Origin of the sequence: Agaricicola taiwanensis (assembly GCF_014635245.1) — a bacterium.
GTDB lineage: Bacteria > Pseudomonadota > Alphaproteobacteria > Rhizobiales > Methylopilaceae > Agaricicola > Agaricicola taiwanensis.
In genome coordinates, this window is sequence record NZ_BMCP01000002.1 from 101,767 (window position 1) to 119,558 (window position 17,792).

Here is a 17,792-nt window from a genome sequence, read left to right on the forward strand (position 1 = left end):
TGTTTGATAACTCATCGCTTCAATGAGCTATTTTGCGCCAAATCTCGTTGATATTATTGATAATGATCTGGTTGCAGCTTATCACCGATCTGGTGAATGGTGGCGTCGTGTGGAGGAATGGACATGACCAAGGGATTGCGCAAGGGGCTGACCAGCTATGGCGACGAGGGCTTCTCGCTGTTTCTGCGCAAGGCCTTCATCAAGGCCATGGGCTATTCCGACGACGCCCTGAGCCGGCCCATCGTCGGTATCACCAACACGTACAGCGACTATAATCCATGCCATGGCAACGTTCCGCAGCTCGTGGAGGCGGTGAAGCGGGGAGTGATGCTGGCCGGCGCCATGCCCATGGCCTTCCCGACCATTTCGATTCACGAGAGCTTCTCGCACCCCACCTCGATGTTCCTGCGCAACCTGATGGCCATGGACACCGAGGAGATGATCCGCGCCCAGCCCATGGACGCGGTGGTGGTGATCGGCGGCTGCGACAAGACGCTGCCAGCGCAGATCATGGGGGCGGTCAGTGTCGATCTGCCGACGGTGGTGGTGCCTGTTGGCCCCATGGTGGTGGGTCATCACAGAGGCGAGGTGCTCGGCGCCTGTACCGATTGCCGCAGACTGTGGAGCGCGCATCGCGCCGGTGAGATCGACGAGGCGGAGATCGCGGCGGTCAACGGGCGCCTCGCGCCGTCAGTCGGCACCTGCATGGTCATGGGAACAGCCAGTACCATGGCTTGCATCACGGAAATCATGGGGCTGTCGCTGCCCATGAGCGCGACCGTGCCGGCGCCCCATGCCGAGCGCATCCGCATCGCCGAGGAAAGCGGCAGGGTGGCCGCACAGATGGCGGTGAGCGGCGGGCCTCGCCCGAGCGAGATCCTGACACCTTCCGCCTTCCGCAACGCGGCGGTGGTGCTGCAGGCGATCGGCGGCTCCACAAACGGCGTCATCCACCTGACGGCCATCGCAAACCGCACCCCGCACGGCTTCAGCATGGCCCACCTTGACCAGGTGGGCCGAGATGCGCCGGTGCTGATCGATCTCAAGCCCTCCGGCTCCCACTACATGGAGCACTTCCACCACGCCGGCGGGATGCCGAAGCTGATCGCGCAGCTCGGCGATCTTCTTGATCTTCATGCCAAGACGATCACCGGCGAGACGCTGGCCGAAATCGCGGCACGGGCCGAGGATGTGCCGGGGCAGGACGTCATCCGGCCACGGTCCAACCCGATCAAAAGGGAGGGGTCGATGGCTGTGCTCACCGGCAATCTCGCGCCACGCGGTGCCATCATCAAAAGCGCGGCGGCATCTCCGCATCTCCTGCAGCACACAGGCCGTGCCGTGGTCTTCGAGTCGGTTGAAGACATGACCGCCCGTGTCGACGATCCCGATCTCGATGTCACGGCCGATGACGTGCTGGTGCTGCGCAACGCCGGCCCCAAGGGCGCTCCCGGCATGCCGGAGGCGGGCTATCTGCCGATCCCCAAGAAGCTTGGCCGCCAAGGCGTGAAGGACATGGTGCGCATTTCGGATGCGCGCATGAGCGGCACGGCCTTTGGCTCGATCGTCCTGCACATCACGCCTGAATCCGCCGATGGCGGGCCGCTGGCTCTGGTGCGTAACGGCGATCTGATCCAGCTCGACGTCGCGGGGCGGCGCATCGATCTTCTGGTCGAGGAGGAGGAGCTCGCGCGGCGGCGCGACGAACTGGAAAGGGCGCCACGGCGCGAAGCACCCGCGCGCGGCTATGCGCGGCTTTTCGAAGAGACTGTTCTGCAGGCCGACGAGGGGTGCGATTTCAGCTTCCTGCGCCTGCCGAAGTAGGAAGCATCAAGGGGCGAGTTGGGGTTCTGGGCGGCTGCGCCGCGTGGCCAGGAAAATGCCTGTCACCACCAGTGCATAGCCGAGCGCATGGAACCACATCGGCCGCTCTCCCAGGAACAGGATCGCGATGGCCGAGCCGAACAGCGGCATCAGATGGAAGAATGGGCCGGTGCGATTGGCGCCGATGAGTTCGACGCCGCGGTTGAAAAAGAGATAGGCGACCAGGGATGGAAAGATCGCCACATAGACGAAGACCGCGACTGTCGCGGCGCTGACCACGGGTCGTGCGCCGGTGGAGAGCTCCCACAGGAAGAAGGGTGTCAGCAGGATCGCGCCGAGGGTGATGGTGGCGCAGAGCAGCGACAGCGGATGCACCTGCGGTTTCTTGCGCAAAACGGCGGAGTAGAACGCGTAGATCGCCAGGGCCGAGAGCATCCAGATATCACCCTGATTGAGCTCGACACTCAGGAGCACCCGCGGATCGCCGCGGCAGATGATGGTGACCACGCCCAGCATGGAGGTGAGGATGCCCGAAAGCTGCCGGCCGGTGAGCCGGTCGCCGTACATGAAGAAGGTCATCACCGCGATCATGACCGGCACCGTCGACTGGAGCAGCAGGGCGTTGAGCGCCTGGGTGTGCGTCAGGCCGATGTAGGCCATGGTGTTGTAGAGCGTGATGCCGGTGAGGGAGAGGACGATCACAACGCCGATGCGCTCGCGCAGGGCGGGCCAGTCGCGCCTCACGTGATGCCAGGCGAAGGGCGCCAGTATCACCGCCGCGGCGGCCCAGCGCACCCAGGCGAGCGTGATCGGTGGAATGGAGCCTGCGATAAAGCGTCCGAGCACGATGTTGGTGGCCCAGAACAGCGACGTCAGCGATAGGAGAAGATAGGGCCGGTCGTAAAGACCGAAGAAGCGGGGCGGCTGTGACACTGGGGCACTCGGGCAGGGAGCGGTATCAGCGGTCTAGACCTGCCGGACGCGGGGGTCAAACCGCGTCCGGCCTCGCCTGCCGAAAAAACCGCTTCACGCGGGTTCCGATGTCACCAGCATGGCGTTGCCCCATGGGTCTCGCAGGATGAATCCTTGTGGCACCTCGGTGGAGTTGAGGTCGGCCGAGGCGGCACGTTCCCGCACGGCTGCGGCATCAGGGGATGGGAACTGAAGCACCAGTCGTTCGAGGCCCGCCCTGTCATGCGGCGCGGCTTTGCCCCCGCGTGAACGCCAGACGTTCAGGCCGAGATGGTGGTGGTAACCACCGGCACTGACGAAGAGAGCACCGGGGTAGCTTTCTGTCGTCACATCGAAGCCCATGATGTCCACATAAAAGCGCTTGGCTTCGGCGAGATCGCCCACCTGCAGGTGCACATGGCCGATGGCGGTGCCAGCCGGAAGTCGATAGGGCTCGTCCTCAGGTGCGGCCTGGGCGAGGACGGCGCGGGTGTCCATGGGTTCGGTCGCCATCTCGACTTCCCCACCATGCCATCGCCAGTCGGTTCGCGGACGGTCGCAATAGATTTCCAGGCCGTTGCCGTCGGGATCGTCGAGGTAAAGCGCCTCAGAGACGATGTGATCGGACGCGCCAAGCCGTATGCCGTGACGGGCGAGACGTCCCAACATGGCGCCGAGGGAGGGGCGGTCGGGCAGAAGGATCGCCACGTGGAACAGCCCCGGCGCGTCATGCGGACGTGGCGGAAGACCGGCGTGGGCTTCAAGCAGGATCAGGGGTTTTCCATTTGCACCCAGCGTGGCGGTGCCGTCAGTGTCGCTCGTCAGGACCTCGAAGCCCAGGAGATCGCGATAGAAAGCGAGCGAACGGTCGAGGTCCGCGATACGCAGCGTCACGGGGCCGAGCGTGGTGGTGGCAGGCAGCCGGTGCGGCATGGGGTCATCTCCATCTGTTGATGGATCATGTCGTCAGTGCGGAGCTTTCGCACAAGCTGTCTGTTGTTGCAGCCCTGCATGTTGGATATTGCCGCGCTGCTTATGAAGCGCCTCGCTTTACTCGCCTCCGCCGATCCGTTACGACGCTGATGCATCCCGACTCCTTAGCGGAATCGGGCTTTTTTCGACGTCGAGTTGGATTGGTTAAGCGAATGGCAAACGTCGTGGTGGTCGGCGCCCAATGGGGCGATGAGGGCAAGGGCAAGATCGTCGACTGGCTGTCTGACAGGGCCGATGTCGTCGTTCGCTTCCAGGGCGGACATAATGCAGGCCATACCCTCGTCATCGACGGCGTGACCTACAAGCTGTCGCTGCTGCCCTCCGGCGTCGTGCGGCCGGGTAAGCTGTCGGTCATCGGCAATGGCGTGGTCATCGACCCTTACGCGCTGGTCAGCGAGATCGACAAGCTGCAAGGGCAGGGCGTCGCCATCAGCCGTGAGAGCCTGCGCATTGCCGACAACGCCACGCTGATCCTGTCGCTCCATCGCGAGCTTGATGCCCTGCGCGAGGAGGCTTCCAGCGCCGGGTCCAAGATAGGCACCACCAAGCGTGGCATCGGCCCTGCCTATGAGGACAAGGTCGGCCGCCGCGCCATCCGCGTGATGGACCTCGCCTATCTCGACAAGTTGAAGGAAAAGATCGAGCGGCTGCTGGCGCATCATAACGCGTTGCGTCGCGGCTTCGGCCTGTCCGAGTTCACCACGGAAGCCATCTACGAGGAACTGGCGGCGGTCGCCGACAAGGTGCTGCCCTATATGGACGCGGTCTGGGAGCTGCTCGACCAGCGCCGCCGCGAAGGCGCGCGCATCCTGTTCGAAGGCGCGCAGGGCGCTCTCCTCGACGTTGACCACGGCACCTATCCCTATGTCACCTCGTCCAATACGGTTTCGGGACAGGCAGCCACCGGCTCCGGCCTCGGGCCCAAGGCTGTGGGTTATGTGCTCGGTATCGCCAAGGCCTATACCACCCGGGTGGGTGAGGGGCCGTTCCCGACCGAGCTCTTCGATGAGATCGGGCGCGGCATCGGTGAGCGCGGGCGCGAGTTTGGCACGGTCACCGGCCGTGCGCGCCGCTGCGGTTGGTTCGATGCCGTCACCGTGCGCCAGACCGTAAAGACCAGCGGCATCGACGGCATCGCGCTGACCAAGCTCGACATCCTAGACGGGCTTTCCGAGATCAAGGTCTGCACTCGTTACAAGCTCGATGGACGGGAAATCGATCGTCTTCCCGCAAGCCAATGCGAACAGGCGCGCGTCGAGCCGATTTATGAGACTATTGAGGGCTGGTCCGAATCAACGGCCGGTGCTCGTTCCTGGGCGGAGCTGCCTGCCCAGGCCATCAAATATGTGCGGCGGATCGAGGAATTGATCGGCTGCCCCGTGGCGCTTCTTTCGACCAGTCCGGAAAGAGACGACACGATTCTTGTCCAAGATCCGTTTCAGGACTGACTGACACAACGGTCTTCGTCGCAAGACGACGCAACGACATACGGGAGCCCGGCGCCACATGGCCGATTACTACCCCGTTCTGTCCCGCGCCATCGCGGGACTTGACCAGAACACCGCCGAAACGCGCCGCGCGGTTTATGAACGTGCGCGTACAGCCATCGTGAAGCAGCTGCGCAGCTATGATCCGCCCCTGTCGGAGTCGGACATCACGCGCGAGCGCCTCGGGCTGGAAGATGCCATCCGCCGCGTGGAGACCGAGCAGCGTAGCGCGGCCAACCCAGCGGCACGCAGCAGCGACCCCGTGGAAAGCGTGCGCCAGGCGGCGGCGGATGCGGAACGCCTTGGCCCCGCCGCGACGGCGGCACAATCCCGCGCAGCTGCGGATCAGGCTGATCTCGACGGCTATCCGGCGCAGACCGAGCAGCCGCGTGTGGAGCCTCGGTTTTCACCCGAAGCCTCGCCTCCGGCCGCGCGTCCGACGCCGGCCGAGGAACGGGAGCGGCGTCCGATGGCAGATGCCCCGGCGGAGGAAGCTGAGCCGGTAGAGCGGCGGCGTGGCCCGGCCGTCTTCGCCATCGTCGCTGTTCTGATCCTCGCCGGTCTGGGCATTGCCGCTTATACGATGCGCGACAGGCTGACCGGAGACGGGACCGAAACCGCTGTCTTGACCGGTGTGCCGGGCAAGGATACCGAGCGCGCGCCCGCCGGCGAGGAAACCACTGACGAAGGCGAGGACGAGGCGGTACCACCGCCCGGCGACGCGCAGCCCACGCCGGATGCCGAACCGAGCGCCACCACGGCGCCCGCGACCGATGCGCCGCCCACGGCCGCGCAGCAGGAGCCGACGCCGCCGGCGGTCGCTCCCGTGGCCCAACGCTCCGTTCTTTACGAGGAAAGCCCGGACCAGCAGAGTGGAACGGCCGTGAGCGGTTCCGCGGTGTGGCGACTGGAAGATATTCCGAACGGCGGCGACGGGCAGGAGCCGCAGGTTCGTGCCGAGATCGACATGCCGAACCGCGGCATCAAGATGGTCATGCTGATCCGCCGCAACACCGATGCGACGCTGCCGGCGAGCCACACGGTCGACATGCAGTTCACCCTGGCTCCGGGCTTCCCCAATGGTGGGATCGCCAATGTTCCGGGCATCCTGTTCAAGGCGGGCGAGGATGCCGGCGGAACGGCGCTCCACGGCATTTCGGTCAAGGTGATGAACGGCTTCTTCCTGATCGGCCTGTCCAACGCGCCGAACGACAAGGAACAGAACCTCAAGCTGATGCGCGAGAGCTCCTGGATCGACCTGCCGCTGCTTTACGAGAATGGCCGCCGCGCGGTGCTCAGTCTCGAGCTTGGCTCTCCCGGGCAGCAGGCCTTTGCCCAGGCCATCGAGGCTTGGAGCAAGATCGATGCGGCGCAACCGGCGGCCGCCCAGGACGCGGGCACTGCCGCGCCGCCGCCGCCGGCACCTTGATCAGAACTGAAAAAGGGCGCTCTCGGGCGCCCTTTTTGTTGGATCTGTTTGCCCCTGACAGCAGTCAGTGAGCCTCAATGGCCGCGACGTTGTCGCGCACGGCCTTCTGTACCTTTTCAAAGGCCCGCACCTCGATCTGTCGGACACGCTCGCGGCTGACGCCGAATTCATCGGACAGCGCCTCCAGCGTCAGCGGGTCGTCGGCAAGACGGCGCGCCTCGAAGATGCGGCGTTCGCGGTCGTTGAGTACGGTGAGGGCCTTGGACAGCGCGGAGCGCCGGTTGTCCAGTTCCTCACTCTCAACGAGGATGTCCTCCTGGGTATCGCTCTCATCCACCAGCCAGTCCTGCCATTCGGCGGAATCCGCTTCCGCAGACCGCATGGGCGCGTTGAGCGAAGAATCGCCCGAAAGCCGGCGGTTCATGGAAACGACCTCGTCCTCGGACACGCCGAGGCGGGTGGCGATGGTCTTGACCTGATCGGGGCGCAGATCGCCGTCTTCCAGCGCGGAAATCTGGCTTTTGGCCTTGCGCAGGTTGAAGAACAGCTTCTTCTGATTGGCCGTCGTGCCCATCTTCACCAGCGACCAGGAACGCAGGATGTATTCCTGGATCGCGGCACGGATCCACCACATGGCATAGGTGGCAAGGCGGAAGCCCTTATCCGGCTCAAACCTTTTCACGGCCTGCATGAGGCCGACGTTGCCTTCGGAAATGACCTCGCCGATGGGCAGGCCATAGCCACGATAGCCCATGGCGATCTTCGCCACCAAGCGCAGATGGCTGGTGACGAGACGGTGCGCGGCTTCACGGTCGCCGTGTTCGCGCCAGCTCTTGGCCAGCATGAATTCTTCGTCCGGTTCCAGCATGGGATAGCGCCGGATCTCATTGAGATACTGCGAAAGCCCGTGATCGCCGGATAGAGCGGGAAGCGCCATTTGCGCCATGGTGTCTTTATCCTCCGTTGGCCTCCATTGTGGCAGGCCGTCTTTGCGGCCGCATGTCGCCAGCCGCCCCGTTAATATAAGTGGCGGCGGGCCCTTCCGTAAGGGGCAAGCCCTCACGTCTCCGAGATACGGAGAACGTCGATAAGGCGTTGAAGGTCCCTTGGAAGTGGAGAATCAAACCCCAATTCCTCATGGGTAACAGGGTGCTCGAAAGCCAGCCGCTCAGCGTGAAGCGCTTGACGATCTAGGGCTTCCAGCGCCTCTCGTGCGCGGTCGGACAGCTTCTTTGCCTTTGAGCGAAATCCGGCGCCATAGGTGGCATCCCCCAAAAGCGGATGGCCGATATGCGCCAGGTGCACGCGGATCTGATGCGTGCGCCCGGTTTCCAGGCGGCAGGAGATGAGGCTTGCCAGCGGCGCCTCGGCGGGCCCGAAACGCTGCAGCACACGCCAGTGGGTGATGGCTTCGCGGCCGCGTCCAAGCTTCGTCACGGCGATCTTCTCCCGATTGCGCGGGTCGCGCTCCAGCGGAGCGTCCACCGTGCCACTGGTGGCCAATGGCGCGCCCCAGACCAGGGCGAGATAGGCCCGGTCGAGCGGGCCGGTGCGGCCGTGATCGGCGAACTGCTCTGCAAGGCCCCGGTGGGCCAGATCGTTCTTGGCCACCACGAGGAGGCCGGAGGTGTCCTTGTCCAGCCGATGGACGATCCCGGGACGCTCCACGCCGCCGATGCCGGAGAGGCTTCCGCCGCAATGGGCGAGGAGGGCATTGACGAGTGTGCCCCCGGTGTGGCCGGCGCCGGGATGCACCACGAGGCCGGCCGGTTTGTCGATGACGATGAGGTCATCGTCTTCATAGACAACCGTCAGCGGAATGGCCTCGCCTTCAGGCACGGCGGGCACCGGTGGAGGCTCCTCCAGGGTCAGTTCCGTGCCACCCTCCACCTTTTCACTGGGGTTGAGCCGCACCTTGCCATCGGCGAAGACCTTGCCCGCTTTCACCAGCGCCTGTATCCGGGTGCGCGACAGCTCAGGCAGCGCCTGGGCGAGCACACGGTCCAGCCGCTCGTTCGTGTCCGGCGGCACGGTGACGGCAAAGCGGCGAGGAGCACGATCAGTCATGAAGAGCGACATCCGTGATGAGGACGAGCTTGATCCCAAGCAGGCCGAAATGGTCACCAAGCTCAAGCGCATCGTAGCGATATCGACCAGCCTCATGCTGATCGGCTTTCTGGCCGTCATGTCGGTCATCGCCTACCGCCTCGTCAAGTCGAGCGAGCCCACGCCGGCAGAGGCGATGGCGCAATCGATCCCGGCGGAACCCGGTTCGGCCATCCTTTCCGCCAATGGCGATGGCCGGAATATCTATGTGCGGGTCGGCGCGGAAGGCGGCGCGGTGACGGTGCATGTGCTGGATGCCGAGACGCTTCAGCCGCGCGGCACCATCGCCACGCGGCCACGTTGAGCGGTTTCGCCCGCCCTGCGCTTTACGCTTGATGCGGGAGGGCAGCTTGGCTATAGAAGCGCCTCGCGCAGCAATTCCGCGCTCCGCTCCCATCGTCTAGCGGTCTAGGACGTCGCCCTCTCACGGCGAAAACAGGGGTTCGAGTCCCCTTGGGAGCGCCAGCAAAAAGACCTCATTTCTGAGGGTTTTTCTTTTGTCTGGTGCTTGTCGGACGACGGAACATACAGTGAAATTGGCGCGTCAACTGGCGCGAAGACCTTATCCGGTCCTTTCGCCTTACTCTGGAATTCGGCGGGATTAAACGCGCTCCACCGAATTTGAGCATGGGCGTTGTCACCTCCGCTTATCGGTGAGGCGCGCTGCAATGGCTTGCCGCAGTCTATGGGTTCGGCCAGGGTTGCCCTATCCCGCAGCTGCCCCATAACTCTCGCTGGAGGAACCTCATGTTCACAAAAATGCTGTCGATCGCTTCGATTGTTATTGCTGGCATCTCGCTTTCAGCCTGCGTGCAAGACGGACGCCCTGGGTATGCCAACAGTCCCACCGTCTACCAGCGCGCGCCTCATGTGCAATCTCGCACGGTCGTGCGGGAGCGTGAGGTCTATCGGTCGGACCGTCGCGATCGGCGTGACCACCGTGACTATCGTGACCGCCGTGAGTATCGCGACCACCGTGACCATCGCGATTACAGGCGATAAGCGAATTCCTTAATCCGGCAGTCGGCGGCATGATGAAAAGGGATGACGGGACATCGGCCAACGGCCGGTAGCCGGCGGAATCTGCTATCGCTCGCGACGGACCGAAGGATTTGTCTTGTAAATCCCATGCCACCTATCCGCCGCTCAACACATTGAAGGTTGTAGCGCCGGACGTCTGGATCGTCGACGGACCCCTGATCGAATTCGGCATGCCATGGCCGAAGATGCCGTTCCCCACGCGCATGACCGTTATCCGGCTCGCGGATGGCCTCTTCATCCATTCACCAACGCCGCTTGTTCCCGATCTCAAGGCGCAGCTGGAAGAGGTGGGCCAGCCGCGCTGGATCATCGGGCCGAACCGCATTCATTACTGGTGGATTCCCGAGTGGCGAGACGCCTATCCCGGCGCTGAGGTCTATCTCGCACCCGGCATCCGCGAACAGGCCAAAGGCCGCATCGATTTTCCCGCGCGCGAGCTTGCCGCCCACGGCGGCTACCCGTGGGACGGAGAGCTTTCCACGGTGCCGGTATCGGGAAGCTTCATGACGGAAATCGATTTCTTCCACCATGCCAGCCGGACGCTGGTGCTTACCGATCTGATCGAGAATTTCGAACCCGCCCGGCTGCACAGTGTCCTCCTGCGCTGGCTTACCCGGCTGGGCGGCGTGCAGGATCCGCATGGCAGCATGCCGCGTGACATGAGGATGACTTTCTTCAGAAAGCGGAAGCAACTCAAGGCGGCGGTGGAAAAGATGATTGCGTGGGATCCGGAACGGATCATCCTCGCCCATGGGCGCTGGTACGAACAGGATGGCGCCGCAGAACTGCGCCGAGCATTTCGGTGGCTGCTGGACTAAATAAGATGTACGCCGTGGCCACGCCTTGGACGGCATCGCTGCCGATGCTGTCGCCAGCGACGAGGGAACCTGATCGTCTCGCTGATGTTGAGAATGAGGTTCCAGCCCATTGCTGGTGATCCCGCACCTTTCTAGAAGATCGACATCTCTTCCGCCGTGTCGGCTTTTGACAGAAACGGGAAGAGACGTTAGCGACATGCCTCAATGAAGCCCCCCGACCGCGCCTCCGCGACACCGCCCTCCGAAGCTGATGGCCTGCCAGTTCCGCAGCGCTACTGGTCGGCGCTCGCCATCTGGCTCGCCATCGCCATGTCGGTGCTGGACGCCGGTATCGCCAATGTAGCGCTTCCCACCATCGCCGCGCAGCTCGACGCCTCGGCCGCGCTTTCGGTGTGGATCATCAATGCCTATCAGTTGGCGGTGACCGTTCTGCTGCTGCCATTGGCAGCGATGGGTGACCGTATCGGCTATCGCCGCGTCTATCTTCCCGGGCTTGCGATCTTCGTCGTCGGCTCCCTCGGCTGCGCACTGGCGGAGAGCCTGACGGGATTGATCGCGGCACGCGTCTTTCAGGGCATCGGCGCGGCCTGCGTGATGAGCATCAATGCCGCGCTGGTGCGGGCCACCTATCCCTCAAGGACGCTGGGGCGCGGCCTTGGCTATAACGCGCTGGTGGTCTCGGTCGCGTCGGCAGTGGGGCCAACCGTCGCGGCGCTGATCCTCAGCGTGGGTCCATGGCCGTGGCTTTTCGCCATCAACGTGCCGGTCGGACTTCTGGCGCTGGCGGTGGCCTTCCATGCCCTGCCTCGGACAGAAGGACATGGTCGCGCGCCGGATTATCTCTCGGCGATCCTCAGCGCGGTGACGCTAGGCCTGATCATGTTCGGCGCCGAGACGCTGGCGCGGGAAGGCGCCGGAACCGGTCTTCCGCTGCTGGCGGCCGGCTTTGTCTGCGGGACGGTACTGGTGCGGCGCGAGTGGCACCGCCCGACGCCGCTGGTGCCGCTCGACCTTCTCAGGATCCGGGTCTTCTCGCTGTCGATCGCCACCTCCATCACCTCCTTCGCGGCGCAGATGCTGGCCTTCGTCAGCCTGCCATTCCTGTTCCAGAGCGTGCTCGGACGCGGCGTGGTGGAAACAGGATTTCTGATGACGCCCTGGCCGCTGGCGGTCGCCTTCGCGGCGCCCATCGCCGGGCGGCTCGCCGACCGCTATTCCGCCGGGCTTCTTGGTGGTGCCGGTCTCGCCGCTCTCGCCCTCGGCCTCTTCTCCCTGTCCATGATGGGCGACGACCCCAGCACGCTCGACATCGCTTGGCGGATGGTGGTCTGCGGGCTTGGCTTCGGTTTCTTCCAGGCGCCCAACAACCGCGCCATCGTCAGCTCCGCGCCGCGCGCGCGGAGCGGCGCCGCCGGCGGCATGCTGGCAACGGCCCGGCTTCTCGGTCAGACCACCGGGGCGGTGAGCGTGGCAGCCGGTTTCCACTGGCTCGGCGTGGGCGCTGCACCGACGCTGCTTCAGGCCGCTTCCGTCGCGGCCGCCGTGGCGGCGGTGCTCAGCCTTCTGCGTCATCAGCGGCCGTCGAAACCCGCACCAGAGGCACCTGTGGTGGACTGAGCCGTCAGTTCCTCATGACGCTGCACGCGCCTCCGGCGCGTCTGAGTCTGTTGCACAGTCGTTCGGCTTCCGAGCGCGAGGTGGCGCCGACGCGGATGGCGAAGATGGTGCGCCGCCCCTTGCCGGTGCGAGTCTTGAGGACGATGGGCTTGCGGCCTTCCAGGATGGTGGCGTGGCGGGACTGGGTGCGGCGATACATGCTGTTTGCCGCCGAACTGTTTGGATTGCCCGCGACCTGAACGCCCCAGGGTGGCAGGGGAGCGGCCGGATCGTTGGAATTGAGAGCGGTTGCCAGGGCGCGCGTGCGCATGATGGGCAAGTCGCGACAAGCCTCCGCGAAGTTCCGGCCTTCGCTGAGCGGCCGACCCTCGATCTCACGGCCGGCGTCGCGGAACCAGTCGGCGGACCGTGTGGTGATGGCGAAGACATAGTCCTCGGTTTCAAAGGGAAGCGAGCCGCCGTTGGAGAGCCAATCCCTCACCCGGTTCGGGCCGCCGTTATAGGCCGCCGCCGCCAGGCCCCAGTTGCCGAAGTCCGCCTTAAGGTCGCGCAGATAAAGCGCGGAATGCCGGATCGCCTCCGACAGGTCGAAGGGATCGGCCAGCCCGCGCTCCTGCGCGGTATAGGGCATGAACTGGGCAATGCCGCGCGCGCCCACGGGGGAGATGGCGGCGGTATCGAAGCGGCTTTCCTTCCAGATCAGCCGGGCAAAGAAATCCGCCGACATGCCGACCTCGCCCGCGTGAAGCGCGATGAGGTCGCAGATGATGCCAGGGCCGATCTTGCCATGCGCCGCCGCCAGCGTGGCGGGCGGTGTCGGCGCGGAAGTAGATGCGCCATCCTCCATGGCGCGGGCGCTCTGCGCGGAGAGGATCGTGATCAGAATGCAAAGGGTTCTCAGCATGCGCATCTTCAGACGCCAAGCCTCTGAATTACTGCTTCCCGTGGCTTAAGGGTTGCAACGGGCCGGGCTTGATGGCAAGCGGCTTTGTCTGGGGCACCTCTCGGGGGTCAAGCCAATGCGCATAGCGGTTTTCGGTGCCGGCGGTGTCGGCGGCTATTTCGGCGGTCGACTCGCGGCCTCCGGCGAGGACGTGACCTTCGTCGCGCGGGGCCAGCATCTCGCCGCCATGAAGGAGAAGGGCCTCCTCATCCGCAGCCCGCTCGGCGACTGTATGCTGCGGGATGTCCAAGCAGTCGAAGATATCGCCGAGGCGGGGCCGATCGACCTTGTGATGATCGCCGTGAAGCTCTGGTCTACCGAAGAGGCGGTCGAGGCCGTGCGTCCTTTGGCAGAGCAGGGCGCCACGGTCGTCTCGTTCCAGAACGGCATCTACAAGGACGAGGTGCTGAAGAACAGGTTGCCGCCAGCATCCTTGATGGGCGGCGTTAGCTATATCTCGGCCTTCATCGAGAAACCGGGCGTCATCTCGCACAAGGGCAAGATGCAGGGTCTCAGCTTCGGTAAATATGACGGCGCACGCTCCTCCCGCGCCGAGGCGCTTCTGGCCGCCTGTGCGCGAGCCGGAATCTCGGCAAAGCTGAGTGCTGATATCGAGCGGGATATCTGGGAAAAGTTCGTTTTTCTGGTAGGGCTGTCGGCTGTTACGACCGCCATGCGCCAGCCCATCGGCGTGATCCGGGAAAACCCGCAGGCGAGGTCCTTCCTGCGTGACCTAATGCAGGAGGTAGTGACGGTGGGGCGGGCGAATGGTGTCAATCTTGCTCCCGATTTCGCCGAAAATCGACTGATCTTCACCGACACGCTGCCGCCCGAAATGATCGCTTCCATGTTTCATGACCTGCAGACCGGAAACCGGCTTGAGGTGCCTTGGCTCAGCGGCAGCGTCGTTGAACAGGGCCGCCGGCTCGGTATCGATACGCCCTGTAATCGCGCGGTGGCAGACATTCTGGCGATCTTTGCGGACGGCCGGCCGTCGTGATGGGAGGCTGATTCAGGTTTTTGGTCTTAGTCATTGATTTTCTTTTGTTTTAGAAAGGCGTGGGGTTTGGACGGTGTCGTCCTTCTTCATGGGATCGCCCGGCGGGCGGCCTCCATGCGGCGTATGGAGCGAGCTCTCGCGGGGCAGGGCTATCTGACGCTCAATCTTGATTATCCGGCACGTCGACAGGCCCTTGCCGATCTGGCGCGAGGCGTCCATGAGCCGATCGAGCGCTTCTCCGCCCGGGTCGACGGTCGCCTTCATTTCGTGACGCATTCCATGGGAGGGCTGGTGGCCCGCGCCTATCTCGCGCGGCATCGCCCGGCGCGGCTGGGGCGCGTGGTGATGCTCGGTCCGCCCAACAGCGGCAGCGAGGTGGCCGATCTGTTGGAAAGGAACCGCTTCTACCGTGCCTATTTCGGCCCGGCGGGAAGCGAGCTTGTCACGCCGAAAACGGACGCGCTTGCAGCAGTGCTCGGCCGCATCGACTATCCGGTGGGCGTCATCGCCGGCGATCGAAGCATCAATCTCATATCGTCCCTTCTGGTGATCCCGCGGCCGAACGACGGCAAAGTGTCGGTGGCGGCCACGCATGTGGAGGGCGAGGCCGATCACATCACCCTGCACACGACCCATCCCATGATGATGTTCAACCGCGAGGTGATCCGCCAGACGCTGCACTTCCTGCGCGAGGGCTCTTTCGCCTGACGTGCCAGTTCTCGGAACAAGCCGGCATCTTCAGGATTTCCTCCATCTCAGGAGGTCGGCATGAACAAGAACAACACGGGGCGGATCGTGCTCTATGGGCTGCTTGCGGTGGCGGCGCTCATCATCGTGGTCTTGAGCTGGGAGAACTATGTCGCTGATCCCGGGCCAAATCCGACGGATATCCAGGATGTTCCCACGCGGCAGCCGGGCGGCTGACGGGGAGGGCGGACCTTGGCAGATCCGCCCTGATCTGGGTCAGGCTCCTCGAGCAATCTCCTGGGCGACCCTTGTGCCGAAGGCATCGGTGTTGAGGGTGCCGCCAAGATCACGGGTGCGGCCCGCGGGATCTTCCAGAACCGCATCGACCGCGCGCTCGATTTCGGCGCCCGCCTGCTCGAAGAGGGGCAGGCCCCGCTTTTCGCCCAGCCAGCTCAGCATCATCGCGGTGGAGAGGATGAGGGAGGAGGGGTTGGCCACGTTCTGGCCCTGGATGTCAGGGGCCGAGCCGTGCTGCGCCTGGGCGCAGACGAGATTGGCCTCCTTGTTGGCGTTGATGGAACCGGCGAGGCCGAGGCTGCCTGAGAGCTCGCTCGCGAGGTCGGAGAGGATGTCGCAATAGAAGTTGGTGGAGACGATGACGTCGTAGCGCGAGGGATCGCGCACGAGATGGGCGGCCATGGCGTCGATCAGGACGTCGTTGAGAGTGACCTCCGGGAACTCCTTGTGCACCTTGCGAACCCAGTCCATGAAAAAGCCGTCGGTGACGATGAAGTTGTTGGCCTTGTGAACGGCGGTCACCTTCTTGCTGCGCTTCATGGCGAGCTCGAAGGCGGCGCGGGCGATGCGCTCACAGGCCTTGGCCGTCAACTTGCGCATGGAGATCGCGACGTCCTCTGTAGGCATGAACTCGCCCATGCCCTTGTACATGTTGCGGTCGGGATAGAAGCCTTCGGTGGCCTCGCGCATGATGACGAGGTCCATGTCCTTGCCCGGCAGGAAGGAGCGCTTCCTGGCAGGGCGGACATTGGCATAGAGGTCGAGGCGCACGCGGAACCCGCTCGACACATTGACGCCGCCCTTGTCGCGCGCGGGATAGTCCATATGCGACTGCGGCCCGAGGATGATGCCGTCGTAGGTCTTGGCCTTCTCGATCAGCTCGTCGCGCAGAGTGGTTCCGTATTTCTCCAGGCTGACGAAGCCGGCGTCCTCATAGTCGGAGGTGATGCCGAGGCCGAAGCGACTGTTCGTGGCCTCCAGAACCTCCATGGTGGCGGCGGTGATCTCAGGCCCGATGCCGTCGCACGGCACAACAAGAAAACGCATTTAGGCTTCTCCCTCAAAGGCGGCGAGGCCGCCGGTGTTGTTTGTCCGTTTTGGCTTTCTTGCGCAAAAAGTGCAAATCATATTTTGGCATTCGTAGCCGGGAAGTGCGATGAAGCGCTGCTGCCCGTTTCGATCTGGAGCTGACTCTATGCTTTCATCCGGCGCCATTGCCGCGAAGGAGACGCCCTCGAGCGCCAGCCCTCTGGTGCGTGAACTCGCCGGGCGGCTTGCGGGGCTGATCCGCGCGGGATCGCTCGTGGCCGGCGAAAAGCTCGCAACGCAGAGACTTGCCGACGATTTCGGTGTCTCACGCTCGCCGGTCCGTGAAGCTCTTGCTTTCCTGGCCGTGGAGGGACTGATCGAGCAGCGTCCGAACCGAGGCTATTTTGTCCGATCCGATGTCACCCATGCCGAGGGGGCCCAAAGCGATGAGCTGCCCCGCGAGGCGCGGCCGGAATACCGCATGCTGGCGGAGGATTGGCTGCATGATCGTATTCCCGCCGAAGTGACGGAGCAGATGCTGCGCGAGCGCTACGGGCTGACGCGGGCTCAGCTGTCGGATGTGCTGGTACGCGCCAGCCGCGAGGGCTGGGCGGAGCCCAAGCAGGGTTATGGCTGGCGCTTCCTGCCGGTAGCGAAGACCTCGGAAGCCTTCACGCAGATCTATCGCTTCCGCCTTGTCGTAGAGCCGGCGGCCTTGCTGGAGCCCACATTCGAGTTGGATCATACGGCGCTTGGCGAGCAGCGGCGCATTCAGGAGCACATGTTGGAAACGGGTTTTGCCCGCCTGCCTGCCGAGCGGCTGATCGAAAACGGCGCCCTGTTCCACGAGGAACTGGTGCGGATGAGCGGCAACTCCTTCATGCATATGTCGCTGGTGCGGGTGAACCGGATGCGGCGGCTCTTCGAGTACCGTGCGATCATCGATCGCGATCGCCTCAGCTCTCAGTGCACCGAACACCTTCAGATCATCGACGCGCTGGAGGCGGGAGACCGTGAGGAGGCAGCCCGCATGCTGAAGCTGCATCTGGAGAAGGCGGTTGCAAAAAAGGCCGGCTCCGCTCTCAGGCTCGATCCGCTGGGCTGATTGCGGGGGAAGCCGCCCCGGGCACCGCGAGGCGGTCAGCCAGCCGCCGATGTGCCTCACAAGAAGCCAAAAACGAAGATAGCGGCGGTGGACGGAAGCTGCGCGACGGTCATCGGGAGAGGAGGGCATGGGCGAATAGAGGGCGGGCGCGAAGCCAGTGCGATAAGAGCATTGTTTCCTATTGCAAGTGTTTACTTTGCGGTTTGCAACTATTTATCCTCTAGTTGGATGATCCTGATGCCTCATGTGTTGATACCTATGTGTCGTTTTTTCGGTGATCGCTCGGCGTCTATTGCCGCCATTCTGCCAAGGTGCCGGTGAACTTCCGACATCTTCTTTGTTTACGGAGGTGACGGCTCTTGCGACACTGCGGGGCTCAGGCTGCTCTCTCAAGCGGGAGGCTGCCGTCACGAGCATCGGCTGAGCAATGCTCAAAAACCGAGACGTACGCACTTCCACGGCTTT

The 17,792-nt window shown here is 64.0% G+C and carries 17 protein-coding genes and 1 tRNA gene; 12 read left to right on the plus strand and 6 right to left on the minus strand.

Features of this window, described 5'->3' with window-relative positions:
- The first annotated feature begins 123 nt into the window (after positions 1-123).
- On the plus strand, positions 124-1,824 hold the full coding sequence (locus IEV58_RS07925; RefSeq protein ID WP_188409219.1) for an IlvD/Edd family dehydratase: 1,701 nt from the start codon (positions 124-126) through the stop codon (positions 1,822-1,824).
- A 6-nt stretch (positions 1,825-1,830) separates the two neighbouring features.
- On the opposite strand, the gene IEV58_RS07930 is transcribed toward IEV58_RS07925, so the two are convergent.
- Positions 1,831-2,757 carry a DMT family transporter gene (locus IEV58_RS07930; protein WP_188409220.1) on the minus strand — a complete coding sequence of 309 codons (927 nt, stop codon included), beginning with the start codon at positions 2,755-2,757 and terminating at the stop codon, positions 1,831-1,833.
- Positions 2,758-2,850: 93 nt separating this feature from the next.
- On the minus strand, positions 2,851-3,708 hold the full coding sequence (locus IEV58_RS07935) for a VOC family protein (RefSeq protein ID WP_188409221.1): 858 nt from the start codon (positions 3,706-3,708) through the stop codon (positions 2,851-2,853).
- Positions 3,709-3,920: 212 nt separating this feature from the next.
- Between IEV58_RS07935 and IEV58_RS07940 the strand changes: the two genes are divergently transcribed.
- The gene (locus tag IEV58_RS07940) at positions 3,921-5,216 is read left to right on the plus strand and encodes an adenylosuccinate synthase (RefSeq protein ID WP_188409222.1); all 1,296 of its coding nucleotides are present in this window, start codon (positions 3,921-3,923) and stop codon (positions 5,214-5,216) included.
- Positions 5,217-5,274: 58 nt separating this feature from the next.
- Entirely contained in the window at positions 5,275-6,684 is a 1,410-nt protein-coding gene (locus IEV58_RS07945) for a hypothetical protein (RefSeq protein WP_188409223.1), read from the plus strand.
- A gap of 64 nt (positions 6,685-6,748) precedes the next feature.
- Here IEV58_RS07945 and rpoH read toward each other — a convergent pair whose 3' ends face one another.
- Together rpoH and IEV58_RS07955 are read right to left on the minus strand one after the other, a co-directional pair.
- Positions 6,749-7,630: an RNA polymerase sigma factor RpoH gene (gene rpoH, locus IEV58_RS07950; protein ID WP_188409224.1), complete on the minus strand. Its 882-nt coding sequence runs from the start codon at positions 7,628-7,630 to the stop codon at positions 6,749-6,751.
- 113 nt (positions 7,631-7,743) lie between these two features.
- Entirely contained in the window at positions 7,744-8,751 is a 1,008-nt protein-coding gene (locus IEV58_RS07955) for an RluA family pseudouridine synthase (protein ID WP_229729275.1), read from the minus strand.
- Here IEV58_RS07955 and IEV58_RS07960 point away from each other — a divergent pair.
- From IEV58_RS07960 to IEV58_RS07980, 5 genes are all read left to right on the plus strand, one after another.
- The gene (locus IEV58_RS07960) at positions 8,750-9,094 is read left to right on the plus strand and encodes a hypothetical protein (protein WP_188409226.1); all 345 of its coding nucleotides are present in this window, start codon (positions 8,750-8,752) and stop codon (positions 9,092-9,094) included. The two genes, IEV58_RS07955 and IEV58_RS07960, sit on opposite strands and share 2 nt — an antisense overlap.
- An 85-nt stretch (positions 9,095-9,179) precedes the next feature.
- A tRNA-Glu gene (locus tag IEV58_RS07965) sits at positions 9,180-9,255 on the plus strand.
- A gap of 282 nt (positions 9,256-9,537) precedes the next feature.
- Positions 9,538-9,792, plus strand: a complete 255-nt coding sequence (locus IEV58_RS07970; RefSeq protein WP_188409227.1) for a hypothetical protein — start codon at positions 9,538-9,540, stop codon at positions 9,790-9,792.
- Between the two features lie 110 nt (positions 9,793-9,902).
- A complete protein-coding gene (locus IEV58_RS07975; RefSeq protein ID WP_229729276.1) occupies positions 9,903-10,649 on the plus strand; it encodes a DUF4336 domain-containing protein in 747 nt (248 codons plus the stop codon).
- Positions 10,650-10,853: 204 nt separating this feature from the next.
- Positions 10,854-12,266 carry an MFS transporter gene (locus IEV58_RS07980; protein ID WP_188409228.1) on the plus strand — a complete coding sequence of 471 codons (1,413 nt, stop codon included), beginning with the start codon at positions 10,854-10,856 and terminating at the stop codon, positions 12,264-12,266.
- Positions 12,267-12,270: 4 nt separating this feature from the next.
- On the opposite strand, the gene IEV58_RS07985 is transcribed toward IEV58_RS07980, so the two are convergent.
- Positions 12,271-13,170 carry a lytic transglycosylase domain-containing protein gene (locus tag IEV58_RS07985; RefSeq protein ID WP_229729277.1) on the minus strand — a complete coding sequence of 300 codons (900 nt, stop codon included), beginning with the start codon at positions 13,168-13,170 and terminating at the stop codon, positions 12,271-12,273.
- A gap of 115 nt (positions 13,171-13,285) precedes the next feature.
- Here IEV58_RS07985 and IEV58_RS07990 point away from each other — a divergent pair, with 115 nt between their 5' ends.
- From IEV58_RS07990 to IEV58_RS08000, 3 genes are all read left to right on the plus strand, one after another.
- Entirely contained in the window at positions 13,286-14,209 is a 924-nt protein-coding gene (locus IEV58_RS07990; protein ID WP_188409229.1) for a ketopantoate reductase family protein, read from the plus strand.
- A 66-nt stretch (positions 14,210-14,275) separates the two neighbouring features.
- Positions 14,276-14,917, plus strand: coding sequence for an esterase/lipase family protein (locus tag IEV58_RS07995; RefSeq protein ID WP_229729278.1), 642 nt, complete (start codon positions 14,276-14,278; stop codon positions 14,915-14,917).
- Between the two features lie 60 nt (positions 14,918-14,977).
- A complete protein-coding gene (locus IEV58_RS08000; protein ID WP_188409231.1) occupies positions 14,978-15,133 on the plus strand; it encodes a hypothetical protein in 156 nt (51 codons plus the stop codon).
- A gap of 39 nt (positions 15,134-15,172) precedes the next feature.
- Here the strand turns inward: IEV58_RS08000 and IEV58_RS08005 are convergent, their stop codons facing one another.
- Positions 15,173-16,240: an isocitrate/isopropylmalate dehydrogenase family protein gene (locus IEV58_RS08005; protein ID WP_188409232.1), complete on the minus strand. Its 1,068-nt coding sequence runs from the start codon at positions 16,238-16,240 to the stop codon at positions 15,173-15,175.
- Positions 16,241-16,388: 148 nt separating this feature from the next.
- Between IEV58_RS08005 and IEV58_RS08010 the strand changes: the two genes are divergently transcribed.
- Positions 16,389-17,327: a GntR family transcriptional regulator gene (locus tag IEV58_RS08010; protein WP_188409233.1), complete on the plus strand. Its 939-nt coding sequence runs from the start codon at positions 16,389-16,391 to the stop codon at positions 17,325-17,327.
- Positions 17,328-17,792: the final 465 nt, after the last annotated feature.

Bases quoted from the DNA above. Each gene is read 5' to 3' on its own strand.
- IEV58_RS07925 (WP_188409219.1), top strand. From the start codon at position 124: ATGACCAAGGGATTGCGCAAGGGGCTGACCAGCTATGGCGACGAGGGC.
- IEV58_RS07935 (WP_188409221.1), bottom strand. From the start codon at position 3,708: ATGCCGCACCGGCTGCCTGCCACCACCACGCTCGGCCCCGTGACGCTG.
- IEV58_RS07940 (WP_188409222.1), top strand. From the start codon at position 3,921: ATGGCAAACGTCGTGGTGGTCGGCGCCCAATGGGGCGATGAGGGCAAG.
- IEV58_RS07945 (WP_188409223.1), top strand. From the start codon at position 5,275: ATGGCCGATTACTACCCCGTTCTGTCCCGCGCCATCGCGGGACTTGAC.
- rpoH (WP_188409224.1), bottom strand. From the start codon at position 7,630: ATGGCGCAAATGGCGCTTCCCGCTCTATCCGGCGATCACGGGCTTTCG.
- IEV58_RS07960 (WP_188409226.1), top strand. From the start codon at position 8,750: ATGAAGAGCGACATCCGTGATGAGGACGAGCTTGATCCCAAGCAGGCC.
- IEV58_RS07955 (WP_229729275.1), bottom strand. From the start codon at position 8,751: ATGACTGATCGTGCTCCTCGCCGCTTTGCCGTCACCGTGCCGCCGGAC.
- IEV58_RS07970 (WP_188409227.1), top strand. From the start codon at position 9,538: ATGTTCACAAAAATGCTGTCGATCGCTTCGATTGTTATTGCTGGCATC.
- IEV58_RS07980 (WP_188409228.1), top strand. From the start codon at position 10,854: ATGAAGCCCCCCGACCGCGCCTCCGCGACACCGCCCTCCGAAGCTGAT.
- IEV58_RS07985 (WP_229729277.1), bottom strand. From the start codon at position 13,170: ATGCTGAGAACCCTTTGCATTCTGATCACGATCCTCTCCGCGCAGAGC.
- IEV58_RS07990 (WP_188409229.1), top strand. From the start codon at position 13,286: ATGCGCATAGCGGTTTTCGGTGCCGGCGGTGTCGGCGGCTATTTCGGC.
- IEV58_RS08000 (WP_188409231.1), top strand. From the start codon at position 14,978: ATGAACAAGAACAACACGGGGCGGATCGTGCTCTATGGGCTGCTTGCG.
- IEV58_RS08005 (WP_188409232.1), bottom strand. From the start codon at position 16,240: ATGCGTTTTCTTGTTGTGCCGTGCGACGGCATCGGGCCTGAGATCACC.
- IEV58_RS08010 (WP_188409233.1), top strand. From the start codon at position 16,389: ATGCTTTCATCCGGCGCCATTGCCGCGAAGGAGACGCCCTCGAGCGCC.